Genomic DNA, 14,961 nt, shown 5'->3' on the forward strand with positions numbered 1-14,961 from the left:
AAGCGTAAGCCGCTGATGCCCACACCCTGTGCCATGCAGCATTCGTGCCAGCTGGCAGTCATCAACATGACACGCAGCTGACAGGGCTTTGCTACACTCGCTCTATTGCAACGCTGAGGAACGCACCATGCTGAGCCAGAAACTGTTTGACGAACTCTCCCACAAGATCAGCGAAACGCTGGCTGCGAGCCCGGCCAAGGATATCGAAAAGAACGTGCGTTCCTTGATGGGCGCGGCATTCACCAAGATGGACCTCGTGACCCGCGAAGAATTCGACGTGCAGCAGGAAGTGCTGGCCCGTACCCGCGAGCAGCTTGCCGCACTCGAAACCCGCCTGACCGAGCTGGAAGCCACGCTGGCCTTCAAGGACGCGCCGGCCGACAGCACGCCGGCCACGCCGCCGGCCGGCAGTGACACCCAGCCCTGATCCTGCCTTTCCCCGCACGCCGGCCTCAAGCCGGCGTTTTCATTGCCTCCCAGCCCGCCTGCGCCCCGCCATGAGCCTAGCCACCGTCAAAAGTCGTGCACTGGCCGGTGCCGATGCACCAGAAGTGACCGTCGAAGTCCATCTGGCCAACGGCCTGCCGGCCTTTACCCTCGTGGGCCTGCCCGACACCGAGGTCCGCGAAGCCCGTGACCGCGTGCGCGCCGCCCTGCTCCACAGCGGCTTTGACTTTCCGGCCGCCCGCCTCACCGTCAACCTGGCACCGGCCGACCTGCCCAAGGATTCCGGCCGGTTTGACCTGCCCATTGCACTGGGCATCCTGGCGGCCAGCGGGCAACTGCCTGCCGCCGCGCTGGAAACGGTGGAGGCCGCCGGAGAACTCGGCCTGTCCGGCGAGCTGCGCGCGGTACGCGGGGCACTGGCCATGGCCTGCGCCGTGGCCCGGACCGGCCATGCCTTCCTCGTGCCGCAGGCCAGTGCTGCCGAAGCCGCACTGGCAGGCAGCCTGACCGTCATCGGCGCGCCGCATCTGGCTGCCCTGGTGGCGCATCTGGACGGTCGCGCGCCCCTGCCTTCGCAACCGGCCCCGGAACCAGCAGTGCCGGCGGACAGCTGCGGCATGCCGGACCTCGCGGACGTACGCGGCCAGGCGGCCGCCCGCCGGGCACTGGAAGTCGCCGCAGCCGGCGGACATTCCCTGCTGCTCAGCGGCGCACCCGGTACCGGCAAATCCATGCTGGCCGCGCGCCTGCCGGGCATCCTGCCCCTGCTGACCCGGCAGGAAGCGCTGGAAGTCGCCAGCATCCAGTCTTTGTCCGGCAGTTTTCGTGCTGACCAGTTCGGCCAGCGCCCTTACCGTTCTCCTCATCACCACACCTCTGCTGCCGCCCTGATCGGAGGCGGCAGTGATCCGCGTCCGGGCGAGATCACGCTGGCGCATGGTGGTGTCCTGTTTCTGGACGAATTGCCGGAATTCGACCGCAAGGTGCTGGAAAACCTGCGCGAGCCACTGGAGCGCGGCGAAGTGGACATTGCCCGCGTGCACCGCCACGTACGTTTTCCCGCCCGCTTCCAGCTGGTCGCGGCCATGAATCCGTGTCCGTGCGGCTATCTGGGCCATCCTGGCGGACGCTGCCGCTGCACACCCGCCACCATCGACCGCTATCGCCACAAGCTGTCCGGCCCCTTGCTTGACCGGGTGGACCTGATGCTGGAAACGGGATCGCTGACGGCAGAAGAGCTCCAGCAGGCTCCGCCGGGCGAAAGCAGTGCCGTGGTCCGCGCCCGCGTGGTTACCGCCCGGCAGCGCCAGCTGGAACGGCAGGGCTGTTGCAATGCCGCTCTTGCCGGCTCGCAGCTGGAAGCGGTCGCCACGCCGGAACCGGTAGCCTGCGCCCTGCTGCATCAGGCCATCCGGCAACTGGGCCTGTCGGCCCGCGCCTATCACCGCATCCTGCGGGTGGCGCGCACGCTGGCCGATCTGGATGCGGCACCGCACCCGGACAGCCGGCACGTTGCCGAGGCCATCCATTACCGCCGCGGCCTGACGGCACGCTAAAGCGTATGGCGGACTGTTATAATCGCCGCCATTTTTGATGACTTATCCGAATCTCCGCGTCCATGGCCACTCGTGACTACAAGTCTTCCCGCGCAGCACGCAGCGCACCCCGCAGTGCCCCGCGCCGCGGAAAATCCGGTGGCGGACTGGGCTCCGGCATTGTCATCGGCCTGATCGTCGGGGTCGGTGTGGCTGCCGGTACGGTCTATTACCTCAACCGCAGCGCCCTGCCGTTCAGCGAGAAGGTCCCGCTGCGGCCGGCTCCGTCGGCACCTGCCAGCCCGCAGACCCTGGCGCCGGGCACACAGTCAGGCACGGCGCCGGAAGTGGTGCCCAGCATTCCGGGCAGCCAGACCCTGCCCCCGCCCGACCGGCCGGAAGCCGCTGCACCGGCCGAGCCGGCAACGCCCAATTACGATTTTTACCAGCTGCTGGCCGACAAGGACGGCAAACTGCCGGCCGAGCGCGCTCCGGCTGCACCGCCAGCCAGTCCGCCGCCGGCCAAAAAGGCTGCCGCCGAAGACAGCAAGCCGGCGGAGGGCAAACCGGCCGCCGCCACGGCCGGCAAGAAGGTGTTTTTCCAGCTGGGCGCGTTTGCCAAGGAAACCGAAGCCGACAACCTCAAGGCCCGGCTGGCGCTTTCGGGCGTGGAGGCCAGCATTTCCTCGGTCGAGGTGGCCGACAAGGGCCTGCTGCACCGGGTGCGCATCGGCCCGTACTCAAAACCCGAGGACATCGCCCGGGTTAAGGCCATGCTAAAGCAGGACGGATTCAATCCTGTTGTCGTCAAAGCTGACTGATCCCCTTACCGAACCCAAGGTTTTTACTGACATGAAAAAATGGCTTGTTGCCTGCCTCGCCGGACTGATGTCCCTGACCGCCCACGCCGCCATCCAGCCGGGCACCGACTACACGCCACTGGCCGCACCGCAGGCGGTAGCCAACAAAAACCGTGTCGAAGTCATCGAGTTCTTCTCGTACGGCTGCGGCCACTGCTTCAAGCTGGAACCGGCCAGCGAGGCCTGGGCCAAAAACAAGCCGGCCGATGTTGATTTCCGCCGCGAACAGATCGTGTGGGACAAGCGCATGGATGGCCTGGCCCGTCTTTTTGCCGCCATCCAGGCCAGTGGCCAGAGCGGCAAGCTGCACCATGCTGCCTTCATCGCCGTGCAGCAGGAACGCCTTGACCTGCGCGACCCGAAGATCGTGCAGGACTGGGTAGCCAGACAGGGTGTGGATGCAGCCAGGTTCATGCAGGTCTACAACTCGTTCTCGGTGGCCCAGGCTCCGGCCCGCGCCACCCAGCTGACCCGCGCCTATCGAGTGGAAGGTACGCCGATGCTGGTGGTGGGCGGCAAGTATGCCGTCACTCCGGCAGCACCCGAGCGCATGATGCAGGTGGTCGGCGAGCTGGTCGACAAAGTGCGCGCAGAACAGAAGAAATAAGCACGACCAACGTGCGGACCAACCGGGGTGGGACCACCCCGGTTTTTGTTTGAACCCGAACGGACAACATACAAGATGGACTGGCTGCTGCTTGCCAAGGCCGCGATCATGGGGATCGTCGAGGGCCTGACCGAGTTTTTCCCGATTTCGTCAACCGGCCACCTGATCGTGGTGGGTGACCTGATCAACTTTGACGACCGGATCGGCAATGTGTTCGAGGTGGTGATCCAGCTCGGCGCCATTCTGGCGGTCTGCTGGGAATACCGCGCCCGCCTGTGGCAAGTGGCCATCGACCTGCCCACCAGCACCATGGCGCGCAAGTTCGTGCTCAACCTGCTGATTGCCTTCCTGCCGGCAGCAATAGTCGGTGTGCTGCTGATCAAGACCATCAAGTCGTACCTGTTCAATCCGGTGGCCGTCGCCTGCGCCTTGGTCGTCGGCGGACTGGTCATCCTGTGGGCCGAACGGCGCGAGTGCACCGCCCGGGTGCACCGCATCGACGACATGAGCCATCTGGATGCCCTGAAGGTCGGGCTGGCCCAGATTGCCTCGCTGATTCCGGGCACCAGCCGTTCCGGTTCCACCATCATCGGCGGCATGCTGTTCGGCCTTGACCGGCGCGTGGCGACCGAGTTTTCGTTCTTCCTCGCCATCCCGATCATGTTCGCGGCCACGGCCTACGACGTGCTCAAGCACTGGGAACTCTTTACTGCCGCCGACCTGCCGACCTTCGGCACCGGCTTCCTGTTTGCCTTCCTGTCGGCCTTTGTTGCCGTGCGCGGCCTGATCCGCTTTGTTGCCAGCCATACCTTCAATATGTTCGCCTGGTACCGGATCGTGTTCGGCCTCATCATCCTCGGCAGCTGGTGGCTGGGCTGGATCAACTGGGCCAGCTGAAAATTAATTCAGTTAACGGCTTGACGCCCCCCCCTGTCCTGTGGATAATTCGCTTTCTCGGACGCGGGGTGGAGCAGTCCGGTAGCTCGTCGGGCTCATAACCCGAAGGTCGTAGGTTCGAATCCTGCCCCCGCAACCAAGAAGAATTCCGGAGACATTCGTTCAGGATGTCCGACAGCCCTGACGCGGGGTGGAGCAGTCCGGTAGCTCGTCGGGCTCATAACCCGAAGGTCGTAGGTTCGAATCCTGCCCCCGCAACCAGCAAAAAGCCCTGACCGACGGTCAGGGCTTTTTCTTGACCAGAGTGTGGAAACCGATGCTGAACGCCAAGCACCTGGCCACGATCGAAGCGGCGCTGGCCCGAACCCATGCCCGCACCATAGAAATCACGCTCGACGATATTCCGCTCATTATCAAGCGCCAGCGTCCTGCACGTGCGACCTGGCCGCTGGCCTTGCTGAATACCATGGCCCGGCTGTGCGGACTGCCCTGCCTTCAGGCCGCCCCCCAGTGGGGCGATGCCCGTGGCCAGCAGGTCGAGCTGAACCGGCTGCGCGCACTGGCTGAGGCCGGTCTGCCGGTCCCCGCCATTCATCACATCGCCGCCGACTGGTTCGCCATGCAGCGCGTCGGGCAGCATTCGCTGGAAAGCATGCTGCAACATGGCCCGCTTCCGGCCGACACCTACTGGCGGGAAGGACTCGAACTGTTGCATGCCGTACACCGGCAGGAGCAGTACCTGAGCCAGGCGTTTGCCCGCAACCTGATCTGGCACGACGACCGCCTGTACCTGATCGACTTTGACGATGATCCGGCCGAGCGGCTGACCGTACCACAGGCACAAGCCCGCGACTGGTTGCTGTACCTACTGAGCTGCGCCCGCCACCTGTCGCAGCCACCGCAGCAAACTGCGCGGCAACTGCACGACATGCTGGCAACAGAACCCTCCTCGGTCCGGACCGCACTGCATGCTGTTGCCCGCAGGCTGGCCTGGCTGCGCTGGCTGCCCTCGCAACGCCGCCCATGGGGACGCGACATCGTCGAACTGCAAGCAGCCGGAGCCGTCCTGCATGAGCTGGAACAAATAATGCACTCCGGGTAATGCCTTGCCCAGGCACAACACCGCCGGCACACGCAAAAAGGCCGTATCGCAAGATACGGCCTTTTTTCATGATGTCTGGCGCACCCGAGTGGGATCGAACCACTGACCTACAGCTTCGGAAACTGTCACTCTATCCAACTGAGCTACGGGTGCATTTGCTACAGAGGCCGCATGATAGACAATCCCCTGTCACAAGTCCAGTCACCGCTTTGCGGGACCGTTATGGATTCCGTATAATCCTTGCGATTTTCATGTCATTTTTTGCTTGCAAAGGCGGAACAGAATGAGCAGTCAAAACAATACGGTTTCAAGCGGCTCGGTGGTGAAGACATTGATCGTGGTCGTCGCCTTGGTCGTCGTCGGCATTTGGCTGCTGGCCAAACTGGCCACCAGCGGCCAGGTTGTCAACGCCGAAGTCATGTCCAAGGAGGCCATCGCAGCCCGCCTCAAGCCGGTCGGCGACTCGGTAGCCGGCGACGGTGCGGCTCCGGGCAGCCGCACTGGCGAAGCAGTCTACAAGGCCATTTGCTCGTCCTGTCACGCGACCGGGCTGGCCGGTTCGCCGCTGTTTGGCGATGCTGCGGCCTGGGGTCCGCGCCTGAGCCAGGGTTACGACACGCTGGTGCTGCATGCTGTCCAGGGCATCCGCGGCATGCCGGCCAAGGGTGGCGCCACTGACCTGACCGATGACGAAGTCGCCCGTGCGGTGGCCTTCATGGGCAATGCAGCCGGCGGCAAGTTCACCGGCCCGGCCGTTGCCAGTGCCGAAGGTGCTGCCATCGATCCGCAAGTGGCCGGCAAGAAGATTTACGAAAGCGTCTGCGTGGCCTGCCATGCCGCCGGTGTGGCCGGGGCACCGAAGTTCGGTGACAAGGCCGCCTGGGGTCCGCGTCTGGCCAAGGGCGACGACGCCGTGCTGACCACTGCCATCCAGGGCCTGAATGCCATGCCGCCAAAGGGTGGCTTCACCGGCAGCGATGAAGAATTCAAGGCTGCCGTGCATTACATGACTGCCGCCGCCAAGTAAAACCGGCACCGGCAACAACAAACGGCAACGCCACATGGCGTTGCCGTTTTTTTGCGTTATCGCATATTGGTTATATGGATAGACTCAATCGAAATTAACCGTTATACAGAAAGCTCCTGGCTGTCTAAGCTTGTCTGCTTCACACCGTCCGTTGTCCACCTCCGGCAGCATCTGCGCTGCCGGCACGTCATTCCGAATCATGTCCCGACTGTTCCGCTTTCCCGCTCCGGCCCTGTGGCCCGGACTGGCTCTGGCCGCTGCCCTGGCCACTTTCGCCATTTTCCTGTCGCGCCTGCCGTTTTCCACCCAGGCCGGCCTGTCTGCCCTCACCTACGCCATCGTGACCGGCCTCGTGATCGGCAACTCGGTCTATCCACGTCTTGCCCGTCACACCGCACCCGGCGTACTGTTTGCCAAGGGCAACCTGCTGCGCTTCGGCGTGGCACTGTACGGTTTTCGCCTGACCTTCCAGCAGGTCGCCTCGGTCGGCATCGCCGGTGTCCTGACGGACGTCACCGTACTGTGCAGCACCTTCCTGCTGGCCGTCTGGCTGGGGCGCAAGGCATTCGGTCTGGACCGCGACACCAGCATGCTGATCGGTGCCGGCAGTTCCATCTGCGGCGCCGCCGCCGTCCTCGCCACCGAGCCGGTCCTCAAGCCGGCCGACAGCAAGGTCGCCGTTGCCGTGGCTACCGTGGTGGTATTCGGTACCCTGGCCATGTTCCTGTACCCGGCACTGTGGACCCTGCTGCAACACGTGGCTCCCGGCTTCTGGAACGAAACCACGTTCGGCGTCTACACCGGCGCCACAATCCACGAAGTCGCCCAGGTCGTCGCAGCCGGCCGGGCCATCGGCCCGCAGGCCGCCGACGCCGCAGTCGTCAGCAAGATGATCCGCGTGATGATGCTGGCGCCGTTCCTGCTGGTGCTGTCGATGTGGCTGGCTCGTCAGACCGGTAACCGGACAGCAGACAGCGCCCGCCCGCGCAGCCGCATCCAGGTGCCGTTCTTCGCCGTCGCCTTTATCGTGTGCGTCGCCATCAATTCCACCGGCCTGATTCCGCCGGCCGTCGTCCAGGCCATCGTCTGGATCGACGACGTGGCACTGGCCTGCGCCATGGCTGCACTGGGCCTGACCACGCACACCAGCGCCATCCGCTCCGCCGGTCCCAGGCCGCTGGCACTGGCTGCCATCCTGTTTGTCTGGCTGATCGCGGGCGGCGCCCTGATCACCGAAGGCTGGCACCTGCTGGCCTGATGAGGCAACAGCCGGGTCCGGCATGACGCGGCGGACAACGGCGGATTCGCTCAGGCTTGCCTCCGGCCGGAACCCGGTGACGGAACTGGCCCTGTTACAGACAGGACACCTGCTGCAGGCAACTCCGGAAACTCAGTCCACGCCAGTCAGGTCCAGTCGCTCGGCACACCCCAGATGACGCCGGCGCGGGCAGAACACGCCCGGGTCGGCGTAAAACGCTTCAGACTCGTTGGCCGGCCACCAGCCGGGTACGCCCAGTACCGGCAATGGCGCCAGACAGGCCGGCCGCGCCAGCACCAGCCCGTCGTCCAGCCGTGCAGCCAGTTGCCGGTCCAGCCAGTCACGGCGCTCGGGCAGCGGCCAGTCAAAGTAGCGGGCCGGCACCTGCACCAGCCACGCCTTGCCGGTAATGCGCGCAAAAGGTGTGAGCAGTTGCTCCAGCAGGGCATGCCCGACCGGCAGCACCTCGATGCTCCGGCCCCAGTGCCGGCGCGCCTCGCCGCACAGCAGCCCGGTCCAGCGCATGTGGTCCAGGGCATCCAGCCAGAGCGGATCACTGGCTGCCACGATCAGGCCGGATTCGTCCAGCAGGGTGGCGGCATCCCGCCACGGGCCGCGCCGGACTTCTCCCTGTGCCTGCATCGCCCACAGGTGGCGACGGTTGAGCGCGCCCTTCAGCCGCGGCCACACCAGCCACGCCAGTGCGTTGAACCAGTCGTGCCAGTTGTGCGGGCGGGTGGGTACTTCGCCGGTGGCGGCGATATGGCATTCGTAATAGTCAGGCGGCTCCAGACCGACGCTGAAGCGCAGTGCCGCCGGCACCGCCCGCCCGCGCAGCCGGGCCTCGGCCAGCAGTTCGTCAAAACCGGCCTGTTGCGGCCAGTCTGCCCGTTCCGGACCAGGCACCTGGTCGCGCCACGCGGCCAGCCAGGGATCACGCGCCCAGTGCGGGCGCCAGCAGGAAATCGTATGCATGGCTGCATGCTAACGCGGCACCCCGTCACCCCCAAGCCTCGGCTATGATCGGCCATCTTCCGGCTTGGGCATGGGCATGCGCTATCTACCGCTTTTCCTTGATCTGCACGGCTGCCCGGTCACGCTGATCGGCGCCGGTACGGTGGCTTTGCGCAAGGCACGTCTGCTGACGGCCGCCGGCGCCCGCCTGACCGTACTGGCTCCGGCGGCCTGCACCGAACTGGCCGGTTGGGCCGAAGCCGGCCGGCTGACCTGGCAGGCAGTGCCGTTCAGCGCCGAAGCCCTGCTGGCTACCCGGCCGCGGCTGGTGATTGCCGCAACCAGCGATCCCGCTGTCAACGCTGCTGCTGCCGACTGCTGCCGGGCGCGGGACATCTGGATCAACGTGGTGGATGCGCCGGCTTTCAGCGACGCCATTTTCCCGGCCATTGTCGACCGCTCGCCGCTGATGGTCGCCGTTTCATCCGGCGGCGCGGCACCAGTGCTGGCCCGCCAGGTCCGCGCCCGGCTCGAAACCCTGCTGCCGGCCGGGCTGGGCCGGCTGGCCGACGCCGCAGAAACCCTGCGCCCGGCAGTCAAACAGCGCTTGACCGACCCGGAGCAGCGGCGCCGTTTCTGGGAGCAGGCACTGCAAGCGCCCTCCATCGCGGATGCCCTGGCGGGCCGCCCGGAAGCCACTGTGGCCGACTGGCAGCAACAGCTCGCAGGCGCCGGCACGACTGCGGCCGAAGGGGAAATCCTGATTGTCGGCTGCGGCAGCGGTGCGCCGGACGAACTGACCCTGCGCGGCCTGCAATACCTGCAACGCGCCGGGCTGCTGGCACATCCGGCCACGATTGCCGAGCCGGTGCTGGCCCTGGCGCGACGCGACGCCGACCGCCTGCTGCTGGACCTGCTCCGCCCCGATGACTGGCTGCCGCACCTGGCCGGGCTGGCCCGGAACGGACAGCGGATCACCCTGCTGCTGCCGGGGGACGGCCGGCAAGGCGGAGAGTGGATGACGTATTGGCGCAACGCCGGCCTGCGCGTCAGCCGTGCCCTTGGCGTACAGGCAGATTAGAATTGCGCACATCAACTGTATTCATCTGCATGGAATTGCAGCCAACCGCGTCGAGGTCTGCTACATGGTAGGCATCCTGATCATTACCCATGGCAATCTGGGCCACAGTCTGGCCGACTGTGCCCGCCATGTACTCCAGCGCGAGCCGGACAACCTGTGCGTGCTGGAAGTCGACAAGAACGACGATCCTGACACCAAGCTCGGCGAAGCCCGCCGGCTGGTGGAACAACTGGAACACGGCGACGGCGTGGTGATCCTGACCGACATGTTCGGCGGCACCCCGTCCAATATCGCCAGCCGCCTGATCGTGGCCGAACAGGTCGAGGCCATTGCCGGCGTCAACCTGCCCATGCTGGTGCGTGCGCTGTGCTACAGCAGCCAGCCGCTGGAAACCGTGATCAGCAAGGCCGTGACCGGCGGCCTGGAAGGCGTCATGTATATCGTGGGGGGACACACCGGTGATTGAAAAAGAACTCGAAATCATCAACAAGCTCGGCCTGCATGCACGGGCCTCCAGCAAGTTCACCCGTCTGGCCGGACAGTTCAAGAGCGACATCTGGATTTCGCGCAACAACCGCCGCGTCAACGCCAAAAGCATCATGGGCGTGATGATGCTGGCCGCCGGCAAGGGGTCCAGCGTCCACATCGAAGTCAGCGGCGAAGATGAAACAGCGGCCCTGTCGGCGCTGGAAGCCCTGATCAACAACCGTTTTGACGAAGCCGAATGATTGACCGGGCCTGCGGGGCCCGCTCCGGCCCGGTCCTCTGGCTCCGGGCACAAAGGAATGACAGGGTATGAGCATTGTCCTGAACGGTATCGGCATCGGCGGCGGCATCGCCATCGGTCGTGCCCACCTGATTTCGCACAACAGCATCGACGTGGTGCATTACCCGCTGGAGCCGCACGAAGTCCCGGCCGAACTGGTGCGCTTTGACGAAGCGATCCGCGCCACCCGCAAAGAGCTGGAAATGCTGTGGGGCAACATTCCGGAAAACGCGCCGGCCGAGCTGGGTGCCTTCCTGTCGCTGCACATCATGCTGCTCAACGATGCCACCATTTCGCGCGAACCGCGCCAGGTCATCGACACCCTGCACTGCAACGCCGAGTGGGCACTCAAGCTCCAGGCCGACCGGCTGCTGGAACAGTTCAACGAGATCGAGGACCCTTACCTGCGCGAGCGCAAGCAGGACGTCATGCAGGTGGTCGAGCGCATCTACAAGAACCTCGCCGGCGACCACGGCGACCTGCCGGAAGCCGACGACCTGATCGACGACGCCATCCTGGTGGCACACGACCTGTCACCGGCGGACATGGTGTATTTTAAGGACTCCAACTACGCCGCCTTCATCACCGACGTCGGCGGCGCCACCAGCCATACCGCCATTCTGGCGCGCAGCCTCGACCTGCCTTCGGTCATCGCCACCCACACCGCACGGCAGCTGATCCGCGAAGACGAGCTGATCATCGTCGACGGCATCCAGGGCGCCGTGATCGTGGCCCCGGACGACACGGTGCTGACCGAATACCGGCGGCGCCTGCGCGCCTGGCGGGTGCAGAAGAGCAAGCTCGCCAGCATCAAGAAGGCCAATGCCCAGACCGCCGACGGCACGCCGGTGGAACTGGTGGCCAACATCGAACTGCCGCAGGACGTACCGGATGCCTTGGCCGCCGGTGCCACCGGTGTCGGCCTGTTCCGCAGTGAATTCCTGTTTCTGGGACGTGACAGCCTGCCGACCGAGGACGAACAGTTCGGCGCCTATCGCGAAGCCGCAGCGGCCATGAACGGCCTGCCGGTCACCATCCGCACGCTGGACCTGGGTGCCGACAAGAATCCCAAGTGGAGCCAGCACACCACGGCTGACAATCCGGCCCTCGGCCTGTGCGGCATCCGCCTGTGCCTTGCCGAACCCATGCTGTTCCGCACCCAGCTGCGAGCCATCCTGCGCGCTTCGCACTATGGCCGCATCCGCGTCCTGTTTCCGATGGTCAACTCGGTCGGTGAACTGCGGCAGGCCGTCTCCCAGCTGGAGCTGGCCAAGCAGGAGCTGGAGGCCGAGAGCATCCCGTTTGACCGCGACATCAACGTCGGCGCCATGATCGAAATCCCTTCTGCGGCCCTGACCGTCAACATGCTGGCCAAGCATGTGGATTTCTTTTCCATCGGCACCAACGACCTGATCCAGTACACGCTGGCCATCGACCGCAACGACGACGCCGTCAGCCACCTGTACGACCCGACCCATCCGGCCGTGCTGTACCTGATCTGGCACACGATCAAGACCGCCCACAAGGCCGGCGTACCGGTGTCGGTCTGCGGCGAAATGGCCGGCGATGCCCGCTTGACCCGTCTTCTGCTCGGCATGGGCCTGCGCAAGTTCTCGATGCCGCCGGCCAACCTGCTGGCGGTCAAGCGCGCCGTACTCGACACCCATCTGGACCGCATTGCCCCGGTCGTCAGCAAAATCCTGCGCACGCAGGACGAGATGAAAATCCATGACTACCTGACCCAGCTCAACGAGATGCCGGCAGCTGCCGTGGCGAGCGCCGGCTAGCGGACGCCTGCTGCCTGCATGCACGCAAGCTGCGGTATTATTGCGGGTTTTCAGCAGCAAGGCTTCGCATGACCCAGCCCATCAAGGCTTCGAGCTGGGCGCTGTACAAGCGCCTCGCCGGCTATCTCCGGCACGACTGGAAGGTGTTTTCCGTGTCGATCATCGCCATGGTGATCGCCTCGGCCACCGAGCCTCTGTTTGCCTCCCTGATGAAGCCCCTGATCAACGAGGGCTTCGTCAACCGCAACCCGCACGAACTGCTGTGGACCTCCATGAGCATCGTCGGCCTGTTCGTGGTGCGTGCCCTGGCTTCGTTCGGCAACGACTACTCCACCACCTGGCTGGCCAGCCGGCTGGTCGTGCGCCTGCGCGAAGCCATGTTTGTCAAGCTCCTGCGCCTGCCGGTCAGCTATTACGACAACAATGCCTCCGGCCGCCTGATTTCACGCCTGAGCAACGACGTCAACCAGGTATCCGACGCCGGATTCAACGTGATCACGGTCAGCGTACGCGACGGCGTCACCATTGCCGGCCTGCTGGGCCTGCTGTTCTGGACCGACTGGCGTCTGACCCTGATCTGCCTGATCATGATTCCGGTCGTCGGCATCGGCATCCGGCTGGTCGGCCGCCGCCTGCGCAAGCTCTCGCACATCAACCAGCATGAAATGGGCCAGATGATGCAGGTGCTGGGCGAGGCCGTGGACGGCCAGCGGGTCGTCAAAGTGTACGGCGGACAGGAATTCGAGCAGTCCCGCTTCATGCGGGCGGCCCATGGCCTGCGCCGCAACCTGGTCAAGCAGGTATCGGCCAGTTCGATGAATACCGGCGTGACCCAGCTGATCGTCTCGGTGGCGCTGGCCGTCATCATCTACTCGGCCGGCCTGCGTGCCGCCGAAGGCAGCTTCAGTGCCGGCGATTTCATGAGCTACCTGACCGCCATGATCATGCTGTTCACCCCGGTCAAGCGCATCACCACCGTGACCCAGATCCTGCAACGCGGCCTGGCTGCTGCTGAAAGCGTGTTCACGCTACTGGATTCTCCGGAAGAAACCAACCAGGGCCGCCAGACCCTGACGCGTGCCCGGGGCGAACTGCGGTTCGAACAGGTCGGTTTCCGCTATCCGCAAGGAGAGCGCGAAGCACTGGAGCACATCACCCTGCACATCCGCCCCGGTGAAACCGTCGCACTGGTCGGTGGCAGCGGCAGCGGCAAGACGACACTGGCCAACCTGGTGCCGCGTTTTTACGATCCGCAATCCGGCCGGATCACGCTGGACGGCATCCCGCTGCCCGAACTGGAGCTGGGCAACCTGCGCCAGCAGGTCGCCATGGTCAACCAGGATGTCGTGCTGTTCAACGGCACGCTGGCCGACAACATTGCCTACGCCCGCCCCGGTGCCAGCCGGGAGGAAATTGTCGAGGCGGCCAGGGCAGCCAATGCCATGGAGTTCATTTCCACATTGCCCGAGGGTTTTGACACCCTGATCGGTGAAAACGGCACTCGCCTGTCAGGCGGGCAGCGCCAGCGCATCGCCATCGCCCGCGCCCTGATCAAGGATGCTCCCATCCTGATCCTCGACGAGGCTACCAGTGCACTGGATACCCAGTCGGAACGTCTGGTGCAGGCTGCACTGGATGAACTGATGAAGCACCGGACGACGCTGGTCATTGCCCACCGTCTGTCCACGATCGAAAAGGCAGACCGCATCGTGGTGATGCGGGATGGACGGATTGTCGAGGAAGGCGCACATGAAGTGCTCCTGCGGCAGGAGGGGATATATGCCCAGCTGCACCGCCTGCAATTCCATACCGAAACAGCACTTGCAAACCAGCAGCAGGATCAAGCATGACCCAGATCAGCGGCCTCGTAATCACCCTGAACGAAGCACACAACATTGTCGATTGTCTGCGTTCGATGAAAACCGTCTGTGACGACATCGTGGTCGTCGATTCAGGCAGCAGTGACGGCACGGTGGAACTGGCCAGACAGGAAGGCGCCACCGTGATCGTACAGGTACCGTTTCTTGGTGACGGCCCGCAGCGCAGTCACGGCTTGCCGCACTGCCGGCACGCGTGGGTCCTGAATCTGGATGCAGACGAACGGCTGGAGCAGGATCTGATCGACTATATCAGCCGGACTGACCTGGACAGTCTGGGCGTGGATCTGGTCGAAACCCGTCGCCGCAATTACATCGGCCAGCGGTTCACTCCTTACGCCGGGCAGTATCCGGATTACGTGAAACGATTGTTCAACCGCCTGAAGGCCGATTTCACGCCCGTCACGGCCCATACCTACATCCAGGCAAGCAGTTTCATCCGGATCAACGCACACATCATCCATTACTCCTACCGTGACTATCCGGACATGGTTGTCAAATGCAAATACGCCGGATGGCTAGCCCGCAATCTGGCCGACAGCAACAAACCGCTCCATGTCTGGCAGCCTGTTGCTCATGGCACATGGGCTTTTATCCGTCATTACTTTGTCAAGGCTGGTTTTCTGGCCGGACTGGATGGTCTGACGTTATCCATTTGCAAAGGACTGGGCTCCTATTTAAAGTACGCCAATGCAATTGAAATACGGCGAAGCAGAGCAGCCAAACCGCAGTAATAACCATCCACATCCATTCATATACATAC

15 protein-coding genes and 3 tRNA genes are annotated in these 14,961 nt (G+C 64.4%); 16 read left to right on the forward strand and 2 right to left on the reverse strand.

Annotated features, from left to right (window positions below):
- The first annotated feature begins 127 nt into the window (after positions 1 to 127).
- The 8 genes from G542_RS0100080 to G542_RS17740 all read left to right on the forward strand — a co-directional run bounded on the left by G542_RS0100080 (position 128) and on the right by G542_RS17740 (position 5,448).
- Positions 128 to 427 (forward strand): accessory factor UbiK family protein, encoded by a 300-nt coding sequence (locus G542_RS0100080; protein ID WP_012698377.1) that lies wholly within the window; start codon positions 128 to 130, stop codon positions 425 to 427.
- Between the two features lie 70 nt (positions 428 to 497).
- Positions 498 to 2,003: a YifB family Mg chelatase-like AAA ATPase gene (locus G542_RS0100085; protein ID WP_027823079.1), complete on the forward strand. Its 1,506-nt coding sequence runs from the start codon at positions 498 to 500 to the stop codon at positions 2,001 to 2,003.
- A gap of 62 nt (positions 2,004 to 2,065) precedes the next feature.
- Positions 2,066 to 2,803 carry an SPOR domain-containing protein gene (locus tag G542_RS0100090; protein WP_034984657.1) on the forward strand — a complete coding sequence of 246 codons (738 nt, stop codon included), beginning with the start codon at positions 2,066 to 2,068 and terminating at the stop codon, positions 2,801 to 2,803.
- 31 nt (positions 2,804 to 2,834) lie between these two features.
- Positions 2,835 to 3,449 (forward strand): thiol:disulfide interchange protein DsbA/DsbL, encoded by a 615-nt coding sequence (locus tag G542_RS0100095; protein ID WP_012698380.1) that lies wholly within the window; start codon positions 2,835 to 2,837, stop codon positions 3,447 to 3,449.
- Between the two features lie 75 nt (positions 3,450 to 3,524).
- Complete coding sequence (locus tag G542_RS0100100; RefSeq protein ID WP_027823081.1) at positions 3,525 to 4,346, forward strand: undecaprenyl-diphosphate phosphatase; 822 nt, start codon at positions 3,525 to 3,527, stop codon at positions 4,344 to 4,346.
- A 62-nt stretch (positions 4,347 to 4,408) separates the two neighbouring features.
- Positions 4,409 to 4,485, forward strand: a tRNA-Met gene (locus G542_RS0100105).
- Between the two features lie 45 nt (positions 4,486 to 4,530).
- A tRNA-Met gene (locus tag G542_RS0100110) sits at positions 4,531 to 4,607 on the forward strand.
- Positions 4,608 to 4,662: 55 nt separating this feature from the next.
- Complete coding sequence (locus G542_RS17740) at positions 4,663 to 5,448, forward strand: BUD32 family EKC/KEOPS complex subunit (protein ID WP_012698382.1); 786 nt, start codon at positions 4,663 to 4,665, stop codon at positions 5,446 to 5,448.
- A gap of 76 nt (positions 5,449 to 5,524) precedes the next feature.
- Here G542_RS17740 and G542_RS0100120 read toward each other — a convergent pair.
- Positions 5,525 to 5,601, reverse strand: a tRNA-Arg gene (locus G542_RS0100120).
- Positions 5,602 to 5,731: 130 nt separating this feature from the next.
- Here G542_RS0100120 and G542_RS0100125 point away from each other — a divergent pair.
- Positions 5,732 to 6,475, forward strand: a complete 744-nt coding sequence (locus G542_RS0100125; RefSeq protein ID WP_012698383.1) for a c-type cytochrome — start codon at positions 5,732 to 5,734, stop codon at positions 6,473 to 6,475.
- Positions 6,476 to 6,674: 199 nt separating this feature from the next.
- Positions 6,675 to 7,733 carry a YeiH family protein gene (locus G542_RS0100130; RefSeq protein ID WP_034984660.1) on the forward strand — a complete coding sequence of 353 codons (1,059 nt, stop codon included), beginning with the start codon at positions 6,675 to 6,677 and terminating at the stop codon, positions 7,731 to 7,733.
- Positions 7,734 to 7,865: 132 nt separating this feature from the next.
- Here the strand turns inward: G542_RS0100130 and G542_RS15410 are convergent, their stop codons facing one another.
- Entirely contained in the window at positions 7,866 to 8,708 is an 843-nt protein-coding gene (locus G542_RS15410) for a DUF3025 domain-containing protein (protein WP_012698385.1), read from the reverse strand.
- A 76-nt stretch (positions 8,709 to 8,784) separates the two neighbouring features.
- Between G542_RS15410 and G542_RS15415 the strand changes: the two genes are divergently transcribed.
- The 6 genes from G542_RS15415 (at position 8,785) to G542_RS0100165 (ending at position 14,932) form a co-directional block, all read left to right on the forward strand.
- Positions 8,785 to 9,768, forward strand: coding sequence for a precorrin-2 dehydrogenase/sirohydrochlorin ferrochelatase family protein (locus G542_RS15415; protein ID WP_012698386.1), 984 nt, complete (start codon positions 8,785 to 8,787; stop codon positions 9,766 to 9,768).
- A 64-nt stretch (positions 9,769 to 9,832) separates the two neighbouring features.
- Entirely contained in the window at positions 9,833 to 10,234 is a 402-nt protein-coding gene (locus G542_RS0100145; RefSeq protein WP_012698387.1) for a PTS sugar transporter subunit IIA, read from the forward strand.
- A complete protein-coding gene (locus G542_RS0100150; protein ID WP_012698388.1) occupies positions 10,227 to 10,496 on the forward strand; it encodes an HPr family phosphocarrier protein in 270 nt (89 codons plus the stop codon). Before G542_RS0100145 ends, G542_RS0100150 begins: the two co-directional genes overlap by 8 nt.
- Before the next feature lie 67 nt (positions 10,497 to 10,563).
- Positions 10,564 to 12,321, forward strand: a complete 1,758-nt coding sequence (gene ptsP / locus G542_RS0100155; RefSeq protein ID WP_012698389.1) for a phosphoenolpyruvate--protein phosphotransferase — start codon at positions 10,564 to 10,566, stop codon at positions 12,319 to 12,321.
- A gap of 68 nt (positions 12,322 to 12,389) precedes the next feature.
- Complete coding sequence (msbA, locus tag G542_RS15420) at positions 12,390 to 14,171, forward strand: lipid A export permease/ATP-binding protein MsbA (RefSeq protein WP_051189816.1); 1,782 nt, start codon at positions 12,390 to 12,392, stop codon at positions 14,169 to 14,171.
- Entirely contained in the window at positions 14,168 to 14,932 is a 765-nt protein-coding gene (locus tag G542_RS0100165) for a glycosyltransferase family 2 protein (protein WP_012698391.1), read from the forward strand. The genes msbA and G542_RS0100165 overlap by 4 nt, the downstream gene beginning before the upstream one ends.
- Positions 14,933 to 14,961 lie beyond the last annotated feature (29 nt).

Origin of the sequence: Laribacter hongkongensis DSM 14985 (assembly GCF_000423285.1) — a bacterium.
Lineage (GTDB): Bacteria > Pseudomonadota > Gammaproteobacteria > Burkholderiales > Aquaspirillaceae > Laribacter > Laribacter hongkongensis.

What these genes read in the sequence shown, in the direction of transcription:
- G542_RS0100100 (WP_027823081.1), top strand. Translation starts at nt 3,525, where the DNA reads ATGGACTGGCTGCTGCTTGCCAAGGCCGCGATCATGGGGATCGTCGAG.
- G542_RS15410 (WP_012698385.1), bottom strand. Translation starts at nt 8,708, where the DNA reads ATGCATACGATTTCCTGCTGGCGCCCGCACTGGGCGCGTGATCCCTGG.
- msbA (WP_051189816.1), top strand. Translation starts at nt 12,390, where the DNA reads ATGACCCAGCCCATCAAGGCTTCGAGCTGGGCGCTGTACAAGCGCCTC.
- ptsP (WP_012698389.1), top strand. Translation starts at nt 10,564, where the DNA reads ATGAGCATTGTCCTGAACGGTATCGGCATCGGCGGCGGCATCGCCATC.
- G542_RS0100145 (WP_012698387.1), top strand. Translation starts at nt 9,833, where the DNA reads ATGGTAGGCATCCTGATCATTACCCATGGCAATCTGGGCCACAGTCTG.
- G542_RS17740 (WP_012698382.1), top strand. Translation starts at nt 4,663, where the DNA reads ATGCTGAACGCCAAGCACCTGGCCACGATCGAAGCGGCGCTGGCCCGA.
- G542_RS0100095 (WP_012698380.1), top strand. Translation starts at nt 2,835, where the DNA reads ATGAAAAAATGGCTTGTTGCCTGCCTCGCCGGACTGATGTCCCTGACC.
- G542_RS0100090 (WP_034984657.1), top strand. Translation starts at nt 2,066, where the DNA reads ATGGCCACTCGTGACTACAAGTCTTCCCGCGCAGCACGCAGCGCACCC.
- G542_RS0100085 (WP_027823079.1), top strand. Translation starts at nt 498, where the DNA reads ATGAGCCTAGCCACCGTCAAAAGTCGTGCACTGGCCGGTGCCGATGCA.
- G542_RS15415 (WP_012698386.1), top strand. Translation starts at nt 8,785, where the DNA reads ATGCGCTATCTACCGCTTTTCCTTGATCTGCACGGCTGCCCGGTCACG.
- G542_RS0100165 (WP_012698391.1), top strand. Translation starts at nt 14,168, where the DNA reads ATGACCCAGATCAGCGGCCTCGTAATCACCCTGAACGAAGCACACAAC.
- G542_RS0100125 (WP_012698383.1), top strand. Translation starts at nt 5,732, where the DNA reads ATGAGCAGTCAAAACAATACGGTTTCAAGCGGCTCGGTGGTGAAGACA.
- G542_RS0100080 (WP_012698377.1), top strand. Translation starts at nt 128, where the DNA reads ATGCTGAGCCAGAAACTGTTTGACGAACTCTCCCACAAGATCAGCGAA.
- G542_RS0100130 (WP_034984660.1), top strand. Translation starts at nt 6,675, where the DNA reads ATGTCCCGACTGTTCCGCTTTCCCGCTCCGGCCCTGTGGCCCGGACTG.